The following is a 19,281-nucleotide window of genomic DNA, read 5'->3' as shown; positions in this document are numbered from 1 at the left end:
GCATCGTGGGCATCGTGGGCATCGTGGGCATCGTGTGCATCGTGGGCATCGTGGGCATCGTGGGCATCGTGGGCATCGTGGGCATCGTGGGCATCGTGTGCATCGTGGGCATCGTGGGCATCGTGGGTGTCACGGGTGTCGTCGGCGTCCCCGCCGTCGTTGCGGTCGCGGTCGCCGCTGCTGCCACTGTTGCGGTCGTGGTCGTCGCCATCGCCGCTGCTCCCGTTCCTCCCGTCGCTCCCGCTGCTTCCGTCGCTGTCGGCGATGTTGTGGGCGGTGGCGGTGCGGAGGTGTTGGGCTGCCTGGTGGGCCAGGAGGATGTAGGCGGTGAACAGCAGGGCGTTGGCGAAGGCGAACGTCAGGCCCAGGGGGTCGCCGGACGGCTGGAGGCCGGTCAGGGTGTAGACGCCGGTGGTCGCCGCTGCGACCGCCGCCAGGTTGCGCGGTGTTCGGGCGCCGAACAGGGCCAGTGCGATGACCGGCAGGAACTCGATGGCGGCGACCGTGCCCAGGGGTACGCGGGCGATCGCCAGGTAGAAGCACCCGTTCATCGCCGCCAGCACCGCGCCCCAGGCGACGATCACCCGACGGCCCTTGGTGTCGAGCCGGGAGAGGACGTGCCAGGGGCGGCGCCAGAGGGCGAAGGCGAGGGCGGCGGTGCAGATTCGGAGGGTCGTGACGCCGAGGGGGGTGAGCCGGGTGAACAGGAGGACGGCGAAGGCGGGACCGAGGTAGTGGAAGACGGCGCTTCCGGCGAAGTAGGTCCAGGGAGGCGCCGCGGAGAGTACGGCGCGGGGGCCGATAGGCGGCATCGTTCATGGTCGGGGAAGTCGTAATTTAGGAGAATGGCCAATCGCAAGATCAGACCCGAGCGGGCGTACGAATCCAAGGAAATGGACGCCCTCGACCTTCGTATTCTGGCCGAGCTGCAGATCGACGCCCGAGTGAGCTTCGCCGAGCTGGGCCGCCGGGTTGGTCTGTCGGCCCCCGCGGTGGCCGACCGGATGCAGCGGCTGGAGGAGACGGGTGTGATCGTCGGCTATCGCGCCGAGGTCAATCCGCGGGCGTTGGGGTTCCCCGTCACGGTGATGGTCCGGATCCGGCCGGCGGCCCGGGAGTTGCGGCGCATCTCAAAGATCGCCCAAGAGGTGCCGCAGATCGTCGAGTGCTACCGGATGACCGGCGACGACTGCTTCTACTTCACGATGCACCTGCGGGCGGTCGACGAGCTCGAACCGATCCTCGACCTGTTCACCCCCTACGGTCAGACGACCACGTCCCTCATCCACACCGCCCCCGTGCCCCGCCGCCCCCTGCCTCTGGACTAAGAGCGGCTGAGGACGCGGCGCAGGACGCGTTCCAGGGTGTCCGCCGGGTCCGTGACCAGGTCGGGGGAGCGCCAGGCCACGTATCCGTCCGGCCGGACCAGTACGGCGCCGCCCCCGCCCACGCCGTACCGCTCCCGGAAGACCCCCTCCACGTCCATCAGCTCGTCGTTCACCAGCAACCGCGTCAGCCCCACCCCGAGCCGCTCCTTGACCAGCCGCCCGGCGTCCATCCACGCCTGCCCACACTCCCGGTCGGCCAGCAGGACGAAACCGGAGCCGAACAGGTCGCTGATCGCGATGCGCTGCCCGTCCCAGTCGAGCACCACGTGGGGGGCGCGGCTGCCGGGACGGCCGTTCGGTACGCGGGGGTTCTCCAGGATCGAGCCGTCGTCGCCGGGTTCGTCCAGGATCGCCGTGGAGTGGTAGCGATGCCCGAGAAGGGCGCCCGCCTGGTCGTCGAGGGGCTCCGGGTAGCCGGCGCGGGCGGCGGGCGGCATGCGTACGCCGAGGTTGGCCAGTTGCGCGTCGGCCGTCAGCGCGCCGATCGGGCGGCGTTCGGCGTCGTAGGTGTCCAGGAAGTCAGGCCCGGCCTGCCCCGTGAGCACCAGCCACAACCGCCAGGCCAGGTCGCATCCGTCCTGGAGCGCCGTGCTGCCGCCCTGCCCGCCGGTGGGCGGCATGGTGTGGGCCGCGTCACCGGCGAAGAAGACCCGGCCCGACCGGTAGGTGTCCGCGAGCACGTGGCCGAGCCCGAACGTTGCCTTGTCCAGCACCTGGACGTCCAGGTCGGGGCGGCCGGTCGCGATTCGTACCAGCTCGGAACAGCGCTCGTCGGTGAAGTCGGCCGCGCTCTCGCCTGGAGCGTAGTTGACGCCGAGCACGTGGGCCCCCACCCCGGTGCCGGTCACGATCACGCCGGTGAAGACCTCGTTCCGCAGGTACCAGAGCGTGACCTCCCGTTCGCGGACCATCCCCGTCAGGTCGGCGTCGAACATGATCGAGCACATCCGGCCCAGGTCGCCCTTGCCCGAGGTGGGCACGTTCAGCAGCTCCCGCAGCGGGCTGCGATAGCCGTCGGCGGCGACCACGTAGTCGGCCCGGACGACGTGGTCGCCGTCCGGGTCGCGGATCAGCGCGGTCACGCCGTCCTCGTCCTGCTCCAATGAGACGAGCTCGGTGGAGAAGCGCAGGTCGGCGCCCAGCTCCTCGGCCTTGAGGCGCAGCACCCGTTCGATCTCGGCCTGGGGCGCGCCCACCAGCGCGGCGGGCGTGAGGTCGGTCAGGAAGGCCAGGTCCTCCTGCTCGTCGTTCATGATCATGTGTGGGTTCGGGTCGGCCAGGCTCTGGGCGATGGCGATGCGCATGGTGTCGCCGATGCCCGCCCAGATGCCGGAGAGCGTCTCCTCCAGACCGTCCACGGGACGCAGCAGCTCGACGGCCCGCGGGCCGACGCCGAACGCCTTGGGCTGGATCGAGGTGCCCGGATGCCGTTCGACCAGCATGACGGAGACCTCACGCCAGGCCAGCAGGGTCGCCGCGCTCAGCCCGGCGTACCCCCCGCCGACCACGAGGACCGGCACTCGCTCCATTGCACTCCCCCTTCGAGAACGCGTAGTATCGCGTCTGCGACGAGCGACACGATATGTCGCGTCTCAGGAGAGAGTCAAGATATGTCGCGAAATCTGATTACGACAGGTGCCGCTCCAGGGATTCCAGCTTGGACGTCATCCCGTCCGTGACCCCCTGCCGCATGTCGGCCTTCAGGACCAGGCTCACCCGGGGCGCGACCTCCGCCACGGCCTCCACGGCCCGCTTGATCACGTCCATGACCTCGTCCCACTCGCCCTCGACGGTCGTGAACATCGCGTCCGTGTGGTTGGGCAGCCCGCTGTCGCGGACCACCTGGACGGCGCGCGCCACCGGCTCGGCGACCCCTTCGCCGACGCCCAGCGGGGTGATGGAAAATGCGACGATCATGATGAGGAGGCCCCTTCCATAAAGGCGAAAAGCCACGACGTGTCGAAACGTCGTGGCCGCCGCCGTACGTCATGCACGCATGATGTCACGCGTGGTGGTGGTGCTCTTCCTCATCATCTTCGTCGCTCGGACCCTCGGACGGCTCGACGCCGAGCACGGCCTCGCGGGGCTCGATCTCGCTGATGTGGTCGACGAGCGCCAGCACGTGGTCGGGCTCGATCAGCCACTGCAGCGCGGAGGCGCCGCTGTCGTCGGAGCCGACCAGTTCGGCCTGCTCCGTGCGCTCCTCATCGGTGAGATCGGCTTCGGGGTGCCGGATCTCGGCCAGCGCCGCCGCCTGCAGCGCGTCCATGTCGAGCACCTCGACGGTCAGCTCGACCGTCAGGCGCAGGAACTTCGGTTCATCACTCATGGCGATAAGGCTAGGGCAGCTTCCACTCGACGGGAGCCGCGCCTTGCTGTTCGAGCAGCTCATTGGCCTTGCTGAAGGGCCGCGAGCCGAAGAAGCCGCTGCGCGCCGACAGCGGGGACGGGTGGGCCGACTCGACGCACGGCACGTTGCCGAGCATGGGGGCCAGGTTGCGGGCGTCGCGGCCCCACAGGATGGCCACCATCGGCTTGTTCCTGGCCACGAGGGCGCGGATGGCCTGCTCGGTGACCTGCTCCCAGCCCTTGCCCCGGTGTGAGGCGGGCTTGCCGGGCATCACCGTGAGGACCCTGTTGAGCAGCAGGACGCCCTGGTCGGCCCACGGGGTCAGGTCGCCGCTGGCGGGCCGCGGCAGGCCGAGGTCGGTCTCCATCTCCTTGTAGATGTTGACCAGGCTGCCCGGCAGCGGCCGCACGTCGGGGGCCACCGAGAACGACAGCCCGACGGGGTGGCCGGGCGTGGGGTAGGGGTCCTGACCCACGATCAGCACCTTGACCTCGTCGAAGGGCTGGTTGAAAGCGCGCAGCACGTGCGCGCCCGCGGGCAGGTATTGCCTGCCTTCGGCGATTTCCTGACGCAGGAACTCGCCCATCTGGGAGATCTGCTCAGAGACGGGCTCGAGCGCTTGAGCCCATCCGGCTTCGACGACTTCGGTAAGGGGACGACCTGCCATGGCCGTTGAGCTTAGCCAGGTCTGGTACGGCTTGCGGCCCAAACGCGAGTCGCGGCCGTACCAGAATGATCACGACGAAGGGCGCCCGCGGTGCGCGGGCGCCCGTGACGTCACTTGACGGAGCCGGCCATCATGCCCTGGACGAAGTACCGCTGGAACGAGAAGAACAGAATCAGCGGAATGATCAGCGACAGGAACGCGCCGGAGGACAGGATGTCCACGTTCGACCCGAACTGGCGCATCTGAGACTGCAGATACTTGGTCATCGGCTGGTTGTCGGTGTTGGCGAAGACCAGCGCGATCAGCATGTCGTTCCACACCCACAGGAACTGGAAGATGCCCAGCGAGGCGATGGCGGGCTTGCCCAGCGGGAAGACCACCGACACGAAGATCTTCCACTCCGGCGCGCCGTCCATGCGCGCCGCCTCCAGCAGCGACGACGGGATGCCGACGAAGAAGTTGCGCAGCAGGAAGATCGCGAACGGCAGTCCGAACGCCACGTGGAACAGCACCACGCCGGGGATCGACCCGAAGATGCCGGTGTTGCCGTAGAGGGTGGCGACCGGGATCAGGGCGATCTGGATCGGCACGATCAGCAGCGCGACGACGACGAGGAACGCCGCGTCCCGGCCGGGGAACTCGATGAAGGTGAACGCGTACGCCGCCATCGCCGCGATGCCGATCACCAGGACCGTGGTGGGCACCGTGATCAGCACGGTGTTCCAGAAGGACGTGGTGAAGCCGCTGCTCAGCAGGCCGGCGTAGCTCTGGATGGTCAGCTCGGCCGGCTTGGTGAAGATCGTCCACCAGCCCTCGGCGTTGTTGACCTCGCTCGTACGCATCGAGACGACCAGCAGGCCCAGCGTCGGCACCAGCCAGAACACGCCCAGCAGCACCATCACGACCTGGACGGCGCCGCTGCCCAGCCGGTCGACGATCTTGCTCGCCAGACTTCTGCGCGGCGCTCCGGTCTCCAGCCCCTTCGGCGCCGTGGCCGTTGCCGTGCTCATGACTCATCCCTTCTGAACCTGCGGATATTCATGATCATGAAGGGGAGGACCAGAATGAGCAGGAAGATGGCCAGCGCACTGCCCAGCCCCTGGTTGTTCCCGCCGCCGAACGAGACGCGCCACATCTCCAGCGCGACCACGTTCGCCTGGGGTTGCACCGAGGCGGGCGCGATGATGAACACCAGGTCGAACACCTTCAGCGTATTGATGATCATCGTCACGAAGACGACGAGCAGCACCGGCGACAGCAGCGGCACGGTGATCCTGCGGAACACCTGCCACTCCGAGGCGCCGTCGATGCGGGCCGCCTCCAGGGCGTCACGCGGGATCGCCGCCAGACCGGCCGCGATCAGCACCATGGCGAAACCGGCCCACACCCAGACGAACGCGCCGATGATGGCGGGGGTGATGAGCGTGGGGCCGAGCCAGGTCAGGCCGCCGTACGAGGCCTCGAAGTTCGACTGCGGCAGCCGTACGACGTAGGACCCGGCGGGAAGCCCGGCGAAGCGGAACGAGCCGTCCTCGGCCGTCGTGGCGGTCGCCGCGACCTGGCCGTTCTGGACCGCCTCGACGGTCATGCCCGGCAGGCCCTTTTCGGTGCCGTCCACGGCGCCGCTCTGGCCGCCGCCGCCCGGCGTGAAGTCGAACCAGACGGTCCCGGACAGGCCGTCGCCGGCCGCCGGAGCCTTCGCCGGCCGGGCGTTGCCCGGCATGACGTCGGGCTTGACGCCGACGATCGGCATCAGCACCGGCTGGCCCGCCTGGGCGGGCTGCTTGGTGACGATGGCGCCGTTCTGGGCCGCGACGGGCGACTGGTCGCCCTCGCGCGGCCGCGCCTCCGGGTAGCCCTGCGAGGAGGAGAAGGTGTCGGACACCGTGGTCAGGATCGCGTTGGCCAGGCCCTTGTCCGGGTTCTCCTCGTAGACGAGGCGGAAGATCACGCCGGCCGCCATGAGCGAGACCGCCATGGGCATGAACACGATCAGCTTGAACGCCGTCGCCCACTTGATGCGCTCGGTCAGCACCGCGAAGATCAGGCCCAGCGTGGTGACCACGATCGGCGCGACGACGACCCAGATGAGGTTGTTGCGGATCGTCGTGAGCATCGCCTGATCACTGAAGATCTCGGCGTAGTTGCCCAGCCCCACGAACTCGGCGGGGTCGGCGCCGAACAGGCTCCGGAAGATCGAGTAGACGATCGGGTAGACCACCCAGATGCCCAGCAGGAGTGCCGCTGGGAGGAGGAAGACGATGGCGACCGCCGGCGATGGGCCTAGGCGTCTGGTACGGGGGGTTTCAGCCGGTCCGGTTGAGGGACCGCCCGCGATTTCCGCGGGCGGGTCCTGCCGGCCGTCCAACCGTTCGGTCACGGCCTTACCTCTTTACTTCCAGGCCTTCTTGGCCTCGGCTTCGAGCGCGGTCTGAGCGCCCTTGATGTCGCTCGGGTTGCGCAGGAAGTCCTGCAGCGCCTTCCACTCGCCCTTGCCGTCGGTGCCGCCGAACGCGCTCGGCGCCAGGTCGGACATGTCGTAACGGACGGCGTCGCCGGCCGAGACGATCGTCTGGCCGAGCTGCTTGGTCAGCTCGTCGGGGTAGTTGTCGGGGGAGACGTTCTTGTTGGGCGACAGGTAGCCGGGGAGCTTGGCCCAGACCTCGCCGCCCTCCTTGGAGGCCAGGAACTGCAGCAGCGCCATGGCGCCGGGGGAGTCCTTCATGGCCACGGCCACGTCGCCGCCGAGCACGACCGGGGCGGTGTCACCGACCTTGGGGAACGGGAAGTACTTCGCCTGCTCGCCCACCTTGGCGCCGGACTGCACGGCCTCGACGGCCACGAAGTCGGCCTCGATCACCATGGCGGCCTTCTTGGTGCTGTAGACCTCGCTCACGCAGGACGGGAAGTCGGTCTGCAGGGCGCCGGAGGAGCCGCCGGCCACGAACTCCTTCTTGCCGACGATCTGCCCGATCTTCTCCAGCGCGGTCGCCACGGACGGGTCCGTCCACGGGATCTCGTGCTTGGACAGCTTGTCGTAGTTCTCGGGGCCCGCGCTGGAGAGGTAGACGTTCTCGAAGAGGTCGGTCAGCGTCCAGCCGGAGGCGCCACAAAGCGAGAGCGCGGCCGTGCCGGAGTCGGCGAGGGTCTGCGAGGCCTTGACCAGCTCGTCCCACGTCGTCGCCGGCTGCACGCCCGCGTCGTCGAACGCCTGCGCCCGGTACCAGACCAGCGACTTGTGCGCCGCCTTGATCAGCACACCGTACGGCTTGCCGTCGGCGGAGCCGAGCTCCTTCCAGTACGGGGTGTAGTTGGTGTCGATCTCCTTGGTCACCGCGTCGGTCAGCGGCTTGAGCGCGTCCTGGTCGGCGTACTGCTGGACCAGGCCCGGCTGCGGCAGGATCGCCACGTCCGGCGGGTTCTTGCCCTGGATGCGCGGGCCCAGGTAGGCGCCGGTGTCCTCACCGGTGGAGGCGTAGGTGACCTCGGCGCCCGTCTTGTCGGAGAAGGCCTTGAGCACCTGCTCGAAGTTCTTCTGCTCGGCGCCGGTCCACTTGGCGGCCACCTCGAGCTTGACGCCCTGGAGCGCCTTCTCACCGGCGGCCGGGGGGGCCGACTCCGAAGCGGTGGGCTGCGTCGTCGTCGGCGCGTTGCCACACGCGGCGACGGCTACCGCCAGCCCCGCCAGGATCGCTGCTGCACTGCCTTTTCGCATGGCTGCCTCACTGGGTTCTGATGATCTCTTCGAGTTCTGACTTGATCGAGGCCGCGACGTCGTCCGCGGACTCGGTGGAGGGTGTGCCGAGCGCCTTGGCGACCGAACTGGCGATCACCAGGCTCAGCTGGTTGTAGTTGGCGCTCACCGGCCGTGGTTTGGCGGCGAGAATGCTCTCTTTGAGCACGGGGAGGTACGGGAAGCGCTTGATCAGGGCGGGATCGTCGTACAGCTCGGTCCACACGGGCGGGAACGAGCCCTCGGTCAGGACCCGTCGCTCGTTCTCCAGGCTCGTGAAGTAGCGGATGAACTGCTGCGCGGTGTGCTGGTTCTTGGAGAAAGCGCTGACGCCCAGGTTGATGCCGCCCAGCGTGCTGGACCCCGGTCCGTCGAGGCCGGGCAGCCGGGTCACGCCCAGCTTGCGGCCCAGCTCGGCCTTGGCCGGTCCGTACGCGTGCGGCCAGTTCCTGGCGAAGGCCAGCCGGCCCTCCTGGAAGGCCAGGCGCGACTCCTCCTCCTTGAAGCTCAGTGACTCCTTGGGTATCCATTCCTCGCGCAGTCCCTGGAACAGGAAGTCGAGAGCGATCTCGCCCTTGGCCGGGTCGAAGGTCACCTCCGTGCCGTCGCGGCTGACGAGCTGCCCGCCCGCCGACTGCACGGCTTCGGAGAAGTTGACCGTGAGCCCTTCGTAGGCCAAGAACTGCCCGGCATAACCCCCTATGTTGTGCTTTTTCGTGATCTGGCGTGCTTGGTCGCGAAGCTCGGCCCACGTGCGCGGCGGCTTCTTGACGAGGTCGGTCCGGTAGTACAGCAGCCCGGCGTTGCTCGTGTAAGGGACGGCCCAGAGCTTGTTCTTGTAGACGGCCGTCTCCACGACGGGCGGCAGGAACCTGTCGAGCGGGAACAACCCGCGCTCCAGGGGGATGATCCAGCCGTTCTCCGCGAATTCGGCGGTCCACACCACGTCGAGGCCGATGACGTCGTATCGGCTGCTCTGGGCCTGGAGGTTGGCCGCTATCTGAGCGCGCTGCTCGTCGGCGGCCTCGGGCAGTTCGAGCAGCGTCACCTTCTCGGCCGGGTGGGCCTGGTTCCAGCGGTCCAGCAGGGGTTGCAGGTACGCCGTGGTGTCGCGCCCGGTGGCGAACGTGATGGGCCCGGTTCCGCCCGTCCCCGTCTCGCCGCCGCCCTCGTCGCCCGCCGCCGAGCAGCCGGCCGCCAGGGTCACGGCCAACAGCACCGGTAGCAAGCGAATCACTCTGTTTCCTCCGCGTTCAGAGTGGATTACATACGTGTTAGGTAGATGCATTCATGTTATGCACAGAGGTAATCTGTAGGTCAACGGATTGCTCTGTAACGCATACGTAACGCAGCGGGGAGGTGGGGCGGTGCGGCTGCACCTGCTGGCGCTCCTGGCGAAAGAGCCGGCCCACGGCTACGAGCTGAAACAGGCCCTCGAGCAGACCTTCGGCAGTGCCTATCCCTCCCCGAACATCGGCCAGATATACGTCACGCTCGGCAGGCTGGAGAAGGACGGCCTGATCAGGGCGGTCGACGTCGAGCAGTCCAACCGGCCCAACAAGAAGGTCTACTACCTGACCGCCAAGGGCCGCGAGCTGCTGACGACCTGGGTCGACGAGCCCACCGAAGGTCCCCGGGTGCGCGACGAGTTCTTCATGAAGCTCGTGCTCGCCCCGCTCACCGGCATCGCCGACCGGATGGCGCTGATCAGCAGGCAGCGCCGGCACTATCTTTCGCTCATGAGTGACCTCAACGACCTCCTGGCTCGCACGCCGCCCACCGACCGGGTGGCGATGTTGCTGATCGAGGGCGCCATGCTGCACCTGCAGGCGGATCTTGACTGGCTGGAGCGTTGTCAGGAGGATCTGGCATGAGCGCGGTTGTGAAAACGGTCAATCTGGTCAAAATCTACCAGGATGGCGCGGTGCCCGTGCCCGCCGTGCGCGGGGTGGACCTGCAGGTGGAGCCGGGTGAGTTCGTCGCGATCATGGGTCCGTCCGGGTCCGGCAAGTCCACGCTCGTTCACATGCTGGGCGGGCTCGACGCCAGGACCAGCGGCGAGATCTGGCTCGACGGCAAGCGCGCCGACACGCTCTCCGAGAGCGCCTGGGCGCTGCTGCGGCGCAAGAAGGTCGGCTTCGTCTTCCAGTTCTTCAACCTGGTCGCCAACATGACCGTCGGCGACAACGTCGAGCTGCCCGCGCTGCTGGCCGGGGCCTCGCCCAAGGTGGCCCGCGAGCGCAGGGAGAGCCTGCTCGACGCACTCAACCTGACCGACAGGGCCGACGCCGCGCCCGCCCAGCTCTCCGGCGGCGAGCAGCAGCGGGTCGCGCTGGCCAGAGCCCTGGCCAACAAGCCCAGCCTGCTGCTGGCCGACGAGCCCACCGGCAACCTCGACAGCCGCAACACGCGCGACGTGCTGCGCCTGCTGACCGAGGTGCACAAGGAGGGCCAGACGATCGTCATGGTCACCCACGACGCCCGCGTGGCGGCCCTGGCCGACCGGCTGGTGTCGCTGTTCGACGGTGAGATCGTGGACGACGGGCGCATCGCGCGCCGGCGCACGCGCACCGCCGGAGAAGTGATCGACCTGCGATGAGCGCGTCTCTGGCGGGAAGCCGGTGGATCAAGGCCGACCTGCGGGCCAGGAAGGGCCAGGCGGTGCTCACGGTGCTGGCCGTGGCCGGGATCGTGGCGGCGCTGATCACCGCGGCGACCCTGCTCGAAGACGGCACCAACCCGTGGCGGAGCCTGTTCGCCCAGACCGACGGGGCCCACGTCTGGCTGCACACCAAGGACAGCCCTCAGGTGGCCCTGGGCGACATCGACGGCGTCACGGGCACCGCAGGCCCCTATCGGTCGGCGCCCGTGACCGTGGCACAAGACGGCAAGAAGGAGCCGGCCTCGCTGCGCGCGATGCCGGCCGCGGCGCCGCAGGTGGCGCATCCGGTGGTGGCCGAGGGCCGTTGGCTGGACCCCGTCCAGCCCGACGGCGTGGTCGTCGAGCGCTCGTTCGCGTCCTCGCTGCGGCTGCGGATCGGCGCCTCGTTCACGATCGTCGCGCTCAGCGGCGAGCGCCACACCCTCTACGTACGCGGCATCGCCGACTCCGCCGAGCAGGGCTTCTACCCCGAGTGGACGCCCGGCCTGGCCTACGTGCTGCCCGTCATGCTCGACCGGATCGAGCCCATGCTCGGCCGCAGCGAATGGGTGACCGGGTTGCGCCTGGACGATCCCGAGGCGTCGCAGGTCGTCTCCCAGCGCGTGGTCGTCATGCTGGAAGACCGCCTGCAGCGCGTCTACACCTGGCGTGAGGTCAGGGCCGCCATGGAGCTGGACAACCGGCTGCTGGGCACGCTGCTGGCGTTGTTCGGGGTGGCGGGGCTCGTGGCCGCCGCGCTCGCCCTCGCCAACGCGGCCGGCGGCCGGGTGCTCGGGCAGCTCCGCGACCTGGCCACGCTGAAATCCATGGGCTTCACCAAGGGTCAGGTCGCGCTGCTGCTCCTGGTCGAGCACGGCGCCCTGGGGCTGCTGGGCGTCGTGATCGGCGCCGCGGCGGGCTGGGGGCTGATGGCGGCCGTGCTGGGCCCGTTCTCCGTGGCGCCGGGCCCCGTGCTGGCCATCGTCGCGGGCACGGCCCTGGTGGTGCTGGCCGCCGTCGGGGTGCCCGCCTGGCGCGGCGGCCGCACGCCGCCCATCCCCGACGTGCCCGCCGCCCCGCCGCGCGGCCACCTGTCCAGGCTGGCCAGGCTGGCCCTGCTCGTACGCCTCCCGCCCGCCCTCGTCCTCGGCACCAGAGACGCCTTCACCCGGCGGGTGCCGGCCTTCCTGACGGCGTTCGGGCTGGCCGTGCCGATGATGATGATCACGATCGGCCTGGGCGTCTGGGCCACGCTGGACAACTTCCTGGCCCATCCCGAGCAGGTGGGCCAGCACGCCGCCCTCTACGTCAGGCCGGACAAGACGGAGCCGGCCGAGGCGCAGCGGATCGCCGAGCAGGACCCCGGCGTGGCCACGGTCTATCCGGGCACCGACGTCAACGCCCTGGCGCCCGGAGAGGCCCGCTCGGTCCGGGTGCGGGCCATCGGCAGCTCGGCGCGCCCCTACCCGTTCCCCGTGGTCGAGGGACGCCTCTACGGCCGTCAGGGCGAGGCTGTGGCCGGGCAGGGCCTGCTCGACCTGCTCGGGCTCAAGATCGGTGACCGGGTGCGGCTCACCGTGGGCGGCAGCCCGCTGATCGTCCGGATCGTCGGCAGGAACGTCGAGCCCGACCTCGACGGCGAGGTGCTCTCTGTGGGGCTCGACAGCCTGGCGGCCAAGGACTCGGTGCCGCCGGAGTTCTACGCGCTCGCGCTCAAGCCCGGCGCCGACCGGGCGGAGGTGCGCGGCAGGCTGCTGGCCGAGTCGGCCGAGGGCCTCGACGTGCAGGCCGCGGTCAACCCGGCCGACCGGCTGGCGGTCATCAGGATCGTGATCGTGCTGCTGATCGCCGTGCTGACCCTCATCGGCCTGGCCAACCTGCTCACCGCCAGCGCGCTCGGCCTGCGCGACCACGCCTTCGACCTGGCCGTGCTGAAGGCCATGGGGCTGACGCCACGCCAGGTCATGGCCACGCTCGTGACCGGCACGGGCCTGCTGGTCGTGCTAGGGGTGTGCGTGGGGGCCGCGGCCGGGGCCTCGGTGGTCACCGGCCTGATCGACCTTCAGGGCCACACCAGCGGCGTGGGCGCCGGCATCGGCCGGGCGCCCTCCGCCCTCACGCTGATCCTGACCATGCTGATCGCCGTGGGCACGGCCCTCGCGGTGGCGCTCATTCCCGCCCGCCGCGCGGCCCGTGCCCAGGTGCCCGTCACGTCTCGCTGAGGCTCATCCCCGGCTTCTTCAGCGCGAACCAGTAGAAGCCGTGACCCGGCAGCGTGAGCAGGTAGGGCAGCTCCCCGACGGGCGGGAAGGGCACCTCACCGCGCGCCTCGACCGGCGTCATGCCCTCGAAGCGCCGCAGGTCCAGCTCCACCGGCTGCGGGAACTTCGACAGGTTGTTGACGCACAGCATCACGTCGTCGCCGTCCTCGCGCACGTAGGTGAGCACGCAGGGGTTCGACGACCACATTTCCGTGTATGCGCCGACCCCGAACACCGGGTGCCTGCGCCGGATCTCCAGCATCTTGCGGGTGAAGTGCAGCAGCGACCCCTCGTGCCGCTGCTGGGCCTCCACGTTGACCGCCTGGTAGCCGTAGATCGGGTCCATGACCGCGGGCAGGTAGAGCCGCCCCGGGTCCGCCGAGGAGAACCCGGCGTTGCGGTCGGGGCTCCACTGCATCGGCGTGCGGACCGAGTCGCGGTCCTCCAGCCAGATGTTGTCGCCCATGCCGATCTCGTCGCCGTAGTACATGATCGGCGAGCCCGGCAGCGACAGCAGCAGCGCCGTGAACAGCTCGATCCGATCCCGGTCGTTGTCCAGCAGCGGGGCCAGCCGGCGGCGGATGCCCAGGTAGGCCCGCATGCGCGGGTCCTTGGCATACTCCTTGTGCATGTAGTCGCGCTCTTCCTCGGTGACCGTCTCGAGCGTCAGCTCGTCGTGGTTACGCAGGAAGATGCCCCACTGCGCGTGCTCGGGCAGCTTGGGCGTGCGCGACATGATCTCGGAGATCGGCTCGCGGGTCTCCTTCTTCACCGCCATGTAGATGCGCGGCATCAGCGGGAAGTGGAAGGCCATGTGGCATTCGTCGCCGCCCGTGGTGGGGTCGCCGAAATATTCCACCACGTCCTCGGGCCAGCCGTTGGCCTCGGCCAGCAGCACCCGGTCCGGGTAGAGGCGGTCGATCTCTGAGCGGATCTTCTTCAGGTACGAGTGCGTCTCCGGCAGCCCGGAGCACGCGGTGCCCTCGCGCTCGAACAGGTAGGGCACGGCGTCCAGCCGGAAGCCGTCGATCCCCAGGTCCAGCCAGAACCGCAGCACCTCCAGCATGGCCTCCTGGACCGCCGGGTTGTCGTAGTTGAGGTCCGGCTGGTGGTGGAAGAAGCGGTGCCAGTAGTACTGCTTGCGCACCGGGTCGTAGGTCCAGTTGGACTCCTCGGCGCCGATGAAGATGATCGGCGCGTCGGGGTAGCCCCCGGGATGATCGGACCATACGTAGAAGTCACCGTACGGCCCCTCGGGGTCGTGCCGGGACGCCTGGAACCACGGGTGCCGGTCGCTGGTGTGGTTCATCACCAGGTCGGTGACGATCCGCAGGCCGCGTTCGTGCGCCGCCTCGATCAGCTGGACGAAGTCTCCCAAGTCCCCGAAGTCGGGGAGGATCTTCATATAGTCCGAAATGTCGTACCCGCCGTCGCGCAGCGGCGACTCGTACAGCGGCAGCAGCCACAGGCAGTCCACGCCCAGCCACTCGAGATAGCCGAGCTTCTCGATGAGACCGCGCAGGTCGCCGGTGCCGTCGCCGTTGGAGTCCTTGAACCCCCGGACGAGAACCTCGTAGAACACCGCCCGCTTGTACCAGGCGGGATCCTCCGAGACGAAGGCCTCGGAGATCGGCTCTGGCAATGGGGATGCGTTGATCATATGTCGCTCACAGGAAGAGATGTGGGCAGGACGAAGTCACCGGTTGCCCCGGCGTTTTTATGTGGTGACCGCGCCGCGTGGAGTCGTCATCCCTGCGAACTCCATGCCCTCGAACGAGACCGGATTTGTGATCTGGTGCCCGTTTGTGCGGCGCTTACGGGCCGAACACTACCAGCCCGTTGGCTTTCCGGAACCCGCTTCTGCTGTGCCGGGTGTAATACCCGCGAGATCCATATGTAATCGCCCTGTTACCGAGAGTTCACTAAAAAGGTGTTGCGAGGTCCGAGAGGTCGTTCTCGAAGTCGCTCAGCCACAGGCCGAACAGCACGAGACCGCGCACCCAGAACCGCTCGTTCCACCCGTTGAACCTGGTCAGCGCGTCGGGTCCGCCCGCGATCACTTCGTGCAGCTCGTCCGACAGCAGTCCCGGCACCCGGTTGGCCACGGTTTCGAGCATGCTATGTGAATATTTCCGGGCGGGAGCCGCCGTTGACCGCAAAGGTACCCGCCGCAACGGCTGCTTGATGACGTTCGTGGACGGCAGGGCGGCCACCCGGGGGTTGGCCGCGTGCAGCACCTCGCGGTAGAAGCGGCCCTTGTCCTTGCGGGCCACGCCGACCGACAGGGCCGCGTCGAAGAACTCGGGATGGATGAACGGCGCCGCGAACGACGCCTCCGGCCCCACCAGGTTGACCGCCGAGCGCGCGATGCCCCGCACGGTCCTGGTGTGCAGCACCGACAGCGGCAGCTCGGCCCGGTGCCCGTGGAGCATGGAGGTGGCGGCGGCGAACTGCTCGCGTACGGTCTCCTCCATCCACTGGGCCGCGGCCTTGGACAGGAACGGCACCGAAGGCTGCCCGAGCGACAGCGAGCCCAGCACGGCCGCGGACCGCTCGGCCTGCGTCCTGGCCTCCAGCGCGGCCCCGCTGACCATGAAGTTCTTCAGCAGCGGCCCGCCGGCCAGCCCGTCGATCAGGATCCGGCCCGCGCCATGCACCTCCTTGGCGAAGGGGGCGTACCAGGCGTGGTGCGGCGTCAGGTATTCGAGCCTGCGCGCCACCTCCATCGCGTCTTCCGGGTAGTCGGCCGCGTGCTGGGAGACCACCCGGTGCGGGATGCCCAGCTCCCTGGTGATCGACCTGGCGAACGCGATGTCGGTGTCGGTGCCGTCGTCGGGGCTGGTGGTCCACGACTCGACGTCGGCGCCCTTGGCCTTGGCCACGCTCGCCAGCAGCCGCGAGTCGTAGCCGCCGCTGACCGGCACGAGCAGCTTGCGCCCTTCGTAGTCGTCGTAGACCCGGTCCAGCAGCTCGACGATCTCTTGCGGGCTGATCCAGGACTCGTACGGCTCGGTACGCAGCCACCGCGGCAACCGGCGCTCGGTGGCCAGCCTGCCGTGCTCGTAGACCAGCGCGCCGGCCCCGGGCAGGCGCTTGACCCCGGCGTACGGGGTCGCCTCGCCCAGCGGGAACGTCACCTGCAGGATCGAGGCCCACGCCGACCAGTCGATCTCGATCGGCACCAGGCTGAGCAGCGGCTGGATCAGCGACGAGAAGTAGATCGCGTCGCCGTGGCGCACGTAGTAGACGTCCACCAGGCCCAGCGCGCCCGTGTGCAGCGTCACCCGCTCACCCTGGCCGATCAGCCCCGGTGTCTCGTACGTCTCCGCGATCGTGATCCACTCGTCGGCCGCCTTCGGCCTGCGCTCGCCCCAGGCGAACGCGAACGCCCCGCCGGCGCGGTGGTAGGGCGGCAGCGGCGTGGAGCTGAACAGCGCCGCCTCGGGCGTCTGCAGCGCCGGCCGCACCTTGGGGCCCGCGGCGGTCAGTTTGCCCAATATGGCAGTGTCGATCCGGCCGAGAGCGCCTGATATGTAGGGTCGCACGTTGAACTGCACCGGATCTCATCCCTTCGAGACGCTTCCCGCAAAAGAGTATCCTTTGCGAGCTGAGAGAGCGGAGGCTCGTGAGTGAGCGGAGCGAGCGAACAATGAGACGCACCGTCTTGACGCCGGGCCGACGAAGGAGGATCGGTGTCCATTGAGCTTGAGAGCACGCGACGGGCGTTGCGTGAGGCCATCTCCCAGGCGGAGCGGGCGGCCGAGCTGGCCAGGCTGCTGGACGCCGCGCAGGCCAGGCTGGCCGCGGCCGAGCAGAGCGCCGACGAGGTCAAGGCGCTGGCCGAGCGGCTGACCGAGACCGAGGAGCGGCTGGAGGCCGAGCAGGCCGCCGCCGACAAGCTGCGAAAAGAACTGGCCGAGCAGCGGTTCCAGGCCGAGGTGGCCAACTGGAAGCTGTCCTCGATCAAGGTCGCGCGCTGGAACCGCCTCGGTGACGCCATCAAGAGCGGCAAGAGCAACCCGGTGCGCCTGGCCAAGGGCCTCCGGGGCGCCGCCAAGCCGGTCAAGCGCCCCATCGCGCCCAAGCGCAAGCCCGTGGCCGCCGCCGGCAAGCCCAAGGACGAGCGCCCTGGGGCCGCGTTCCAGGCCACGAGCACGACCAGGACGCTCGGAGGCGCCTCGTTCAAGCTCAAGCCGTACCGGGTACCGACCGGCCCCAACACGCGCCCGCACCTGACGGCCGCGGTGGTCGCCGACGCGCACGCCGAGGCGCTGCTGCGCTACGAGTGGCGGCAGACGACCGGTTTCACGCCCCGCGACTTCGCCAGGGTGCTGCCCCTTGAGGTGCCGCACCTGCTGGTCGTCGCGTCCGTCACGCAGGGCCCGTGGGCCGCGGAGATCACCGGCGAGCCCGGCGAGGGCCTCAAGGCGCTGCTGGCCTGGTGTCACGAGCGCGGCATCCGCACGGTCTTCTGGCACACGCAGGGCGACGTGGCGGCGTACGCGGAGGCGGCCGAGCTGTTCGAGCACCGCTTCACCACCGACCTCACCGTGGCCTGGCCGCGGCTGCAGTTCGGGGTGCAGCCGCGGGTGCACAACCCGGTGCCGCTGGCCGGGGGCCGCATCGACCGGGTGCTCACGCTCGACCAGCTCCTGCCGGGGCACCTGACCTATCCCGACGTGCTCACCTCCTACCGGTGGCCGGCCGCGGCCGACTGCCCGCCAGGGACGCCTCAGTGGCGGCTGGCCGAGATCGCCGCCTGCGGCACGCCCATCGGCACCGAGCCCGACTCGCGGCGGGCGCACGTGGCGCTGCGGCGGGCGTACCAGATGGGCACGATGACCGAGCGGATCGACGAGTTGCTCGACGCGATCGGCCTGCCCAGCGCCCGCGCGACGCTCAACACCTCCGTCATGCTGCCGATCCTCGACCCGTACCTGATGGAGCACGCCTTGGCGCAGGTCGCCAAGCAGTCGGGCGTCGACCAGCTCATCATCATCGGGCCGCCGGAGTCGGAGCTGCGCGCCCGCGACGTGCTGCCGGACGTGGAGATCATCTACCGCCGCCCGCACCCGGCGATGACCGAGGGCGCGATGCTCGACGCGGGCATCGACCTGTGCGAGGCCGACCTGGTGGCGGTCATGGACCCGCGCGACGTCTACGGCCCCCACTACCTGTCCGACCTGCGGCGGGCCTTCCTGTTCAGTACGGCCGACATCGTCGGCAAGGCCGCCTTCTACGCCCACCTGCGCAAGCCGCAGGCCACGCTGCTCAAGCAGCCGGACGCCGAGTACACCTACCTCCAGGAGATCGCCGGCGCGACCATGCTGGCCAGGCGCAACACCCTGCGCGAGCTGGGCTTCGCCGACCTCACGGACGGGTGGGACGAGGTGCTCATGCGGCAGTGCCGTACGGACGGGATCAAGGTCTTCTCGGCGGACCGGTTCGGCTACGTCCGGGTACGCGACGAGGACCGCTGGCTCCTGGGCGCCGCCCACCTGGTCGAATACGGCTCGGCGGAGCCCCACGCGCTCATCTAGGGTCGTCGGCATGACGCCCGACGAGCTGACCGGGGTGCTCGGGGAGCCGCCCGCGCCCGAGGGGACGTGGGAGCGGGAGGCCGTGTACGTCTCCGCCGTCGCGCTGCGGCGCGGCCTGCCCGCCGAGGCGCTCGCCGCCCAGGTGCGCGCCCTCGACGGGGTGGCCTCGGCCGACGTCCAGGGGAAGGGGTTCCTGCGGATCGTCGTCAGCACGCCGGGAGAGCTGGCGGCGGCCGACCCCGGCGAGATCCCCTTCGAACCCACGTGGCCCGACTTCCCCCGGACCTGGGACAACCCCGGGTTCGTGGTGCGTTACGGGCACGCGCGGACCTGCGCCGTGCGGCGGTGGGCCGGGGAGCTGGGGGTGTCCGCCGAGGAGTTCCGGCCCGAGCTGCTGTCCGGCGCGCACGATCGGCGGGTGCTGCGGGTGCTGGCCGAGCTGCCCGGGCGGCGGGTGAGCAGGGAGCCGGGGTGGGAGACGTACCTGGTGCGGCTGGCCCTGGCCTATCACGACGCGCACGAGCGGGCGCCCGCCGTTCCGGTGGGGGACGAGGAGCCGGGGCCCGTGCACACGGCACGGATACGGCTGGCGGAGACGGTGGGAAAGGTGCTGCCCGGGCCGGAGCGGTTGTGATCGGTTACAAAATATCCGGCTAAACGGCGAAAAATCGTAAAAATATCCCTTCTGGGCCTTGATCGCG

17 protein-coding genes are annotated in these 19,281 nt (G+C 69.5%); 6 read left to right on the top strand and 11 right to left on the bottom strand.

The window, feature by feature from the left end; all coding sequences use genetic code 11:
- The coding region (locus C4V41_RS12690) for an EamA family transporter (RefSeq protein WP_407669965.1) at positions 1 to 812 on the bottom strand (812 nt) is incomplete at its 3' end.
- Between the two features lie 33 nt (positions 813 to 845).
- On the opposite strand from C4V41_RS12690, the gene C4V41_RS12685 reads away from it, so the two are divergent.
- Positions 846 to 1,328 (top strand): Lrp/AsnC family transcriptional regulator, encoded by a 483-nt coding sequence (locus C4V41_RS12685; RefSeq protein WP_103956026.1) that lies wholly within the window; start codon positions 846 to 848, stop codon positions 1,326 to 1,328.
- Here C4V41_RS12685 and C4V41_RS12680 read toward each other — a convergent pair.
- The 8 genes from C4V41_RS12680 to C4V41_RS12645 form a co-directional block, all read right to left on the bottom strand.
- Complete coding sequence (locus C4V41_RS12680) at positions 1,325 to 2,917, bottom strand: FAD-dependent monooxygenase (protein WP_200823929.1); 1,593 nt, start codon at positions 2,915 to 2,917, stop codon at positions 1,325 to 1,327. The two genes, C4V41_RS12685 and C4V41_RS12680, sit on opposite strands and share 4 nt — an antisense overlap.
- Before the next feature lie 97 nt (positions 2,918 to 3,014).
- A complete protein-coding gene (locus C4V41_RS12675; RefSeq protein WP_103956025.1) occupies positions 3,015 to 3,305 on the bottom strand; it encodes an MTH1187 family thiamine-binding protein in 291 nt (96 codons plus the stop codon).
- An 85-nt stretch (positions 3,306 to 3,390) separates the two neighbouring features.
- Positions 3,391 to 3,717 carry a hypothetical protein gene (locus tag C4V41_RS12670; RefSeq protein WP_103956024.1) on the bottom strand — a complete coding sequence of 109 codons (327 nt, stop codon included), beginning with the start codon at positions 3,715 to 3,717 and terminating at the stop codon, positions 3,391 to 3,393.
- Between the two features lie 10 nt (positions 3,718 to 3,727).
- Entirely contained in the window at positions 3,728 to 4,405 is a 678-nt protein-coding gene (locus C4V41_RS12665) for a uracil-DNA glycosylase (RefSeq protein ID WP_103956023.1), read from the bottom strand.
- A gap of 110 nt (positions 4,406 to 4,515) precedes the next feature.
- Positions 4,516 to 5,415, bottom strand: a complete 900-nt coding sequence (locus tag C4V41_RS12660) for a carbohydrate ABC transporter permease (protein ID WP_103956022.1) — start codon at positions 5,413 to 5,415, stop codon at positions 4,516 to 4,518.
- Positions 5,412 to 6,785: an ABC transporter permease subunit gene (locus C4V41_RS12655; RefSeq protein WP_103956021.1), complete on the bottom strand. Its 1,374-nt coding sequence runs from the start codon at positions 6,783 to 6,785 to the stop codon at positions 5,412 to 5,414. Before C4V41_RS12655 ends, C4V41_RS12660 begins: the two co-directional genes overlap by 4 nt.
- A gap of 12 nt (positions 6,786 to 6,797) precedes the next feature.
- A complete protein-coding gene (locus C4V41_RS12650) occupies positions 6,798 to 8,120 on the bottom strand; it encodes an ABC transporter substrate-binding protein (RefSeq protein WP_103956020.1) in 1,323 nt (440 codons plus the stop codon).
- A 7-nt stretch (positions 8,121 to 8,127) separates the two neighbouring features.
- The gene (locus C4V41_RS12645; RefSeq protein WP_235030087.1) at positions 8,128 to 9,375 is read right to left on the bottom strand and encodes an ABC transporter substrate-binding protein; all 1,248 of its coding nucleotides are present in this window, start codon (positions 9,373 to 9,375) and stop codon (positions 8,128 to 8,130) included.
- Between the two features lie 130 nt (positions 9,376 to 9,505).
- Here C4V41_RS12645 and C4V41_RS12640 point away from each other — a divergent pair, with 130 nt between their 5' ends.
- From C4V41_RS12640 to C4V41_RS12630, 3 genes are read left to right on the top strand one after another with little or no spacing between them, the layout of a single operon-like run.
- The gene (locus C4V41_RS12640; protein WP_103956019.1) at positions 9,506 to 10,012 is read left to right on the top strand and encodes a PadR family transcriptional regulator; all 507 of its coding nucleotides are present in this window, start codon (positions 9,506 to 9,508) and stop codon (positions 10,010 to 10,012) included.
- A complete protein-coding gene (locus C4V41_RS12635; RefSeq protein WP_103956018.1) occupies positions 10,009 to 10,737 on the top strand; it encodes an ABC transporter ATP-binding protein in 729 nt (242 codons plus the stop codon). The genes C4V41_RS12640 and C4V41_RS12635 overlap by 4 nt, the downstream gene beginning before the upstream one ends.
- The gene (locus tag C4V41_RS12630) at positions 10,734 to 13,001 is read left to right on the top strand and encodes an ABC transporter permease (protein ID WP_103956017.1); all 2,268 of its coding nucleotides are present in this window, start codon (positions 10,734 to 10,736) and stop codon (positions 12,999 to 13,001) included. The genes C4V41_RS12635 and C4V41_RS12630 overlap by 4 nt, the downstream gene beginning before the upstream one ends.
- Here the strand turns inward: C4V41_RS12630 and treS are convergent.
- Together treS and C4V41_RS12620 are read right to left on the bottom strand one after the other, a co-directional pair.
- On the bottom strand, positions 12,988 to 14,700 hold the full coding sequence (gene treS / locus C4V41_RS12625) for a maltose alpha-D-glucosyltransferase (RefSeq protein WP_103956016.1): 1,713 nt from the start codon (positions 14,698 to 14,700) through the stop codon (positions 12,988 to 12,990). The two genes, C4V41_RS12630 and treS, sit on opposite strands and share 14 nt — an antisense overlap.
- Positions 14,701 to 14,962: 262 nt before the next feature.
- Positions 14,963 to 16,537, bottom strand: coding sequence for an asparagine synthetase B family protein (locus tag C4V41_RS12620; protein ID WP_235030086.1), 1,575 nt, complete (start codon positions 16,535 to 16,537; stop codon positions 14,963 to 14,965).
- Between the two features lie 195 nt (positions 16,538 to 16,732).
- Here C4V41_RS12620 and C4V41_RS12615 point away from each other — a divergent pair, with 195 nt between their 5' ends.
- On the top strand, positions 16,733 to 18,580 hold the full coding sequence (locus C4V41_RS12615) for a hypothetical protein (RefSeq protein WP_235030085.1): 1,848 nt from the start codon (positions 16,733 to 16,735) through the stop codon (positions 18,578 to 18,580).
- 10 nt (positions 18,581 to 18,590) lie between these two features.
- Positions 18,591 to 19,214: a DALR anticodon-binding domain-containing protein gene (locus tag C4V41_RS12610; RefSeq protein ID WP_103956014.1), complete on the top strand. Its 624-nt coding sequence runs from the start codon at positions 18,591 to 18,593 to the stop codon at positions 19,212 to 19,214.
- Positions 19,215 to 19,281 lie beyond the last annotated feature (67 nt).

It is taken from the genome of Nonomuraea solani, assembly GCF_900108335.1.
Lineage (GTDB): Bacteria > Actinomycetota > Actinomycetes > Streptosporangiales > Streptosporangiaceae > Nonomuraea > Nonomuraea solani.
Note: the sequence above shows the minus strand (reverse complement) of the source record. Positions and strands in the feature narration are given on the sequence as shown.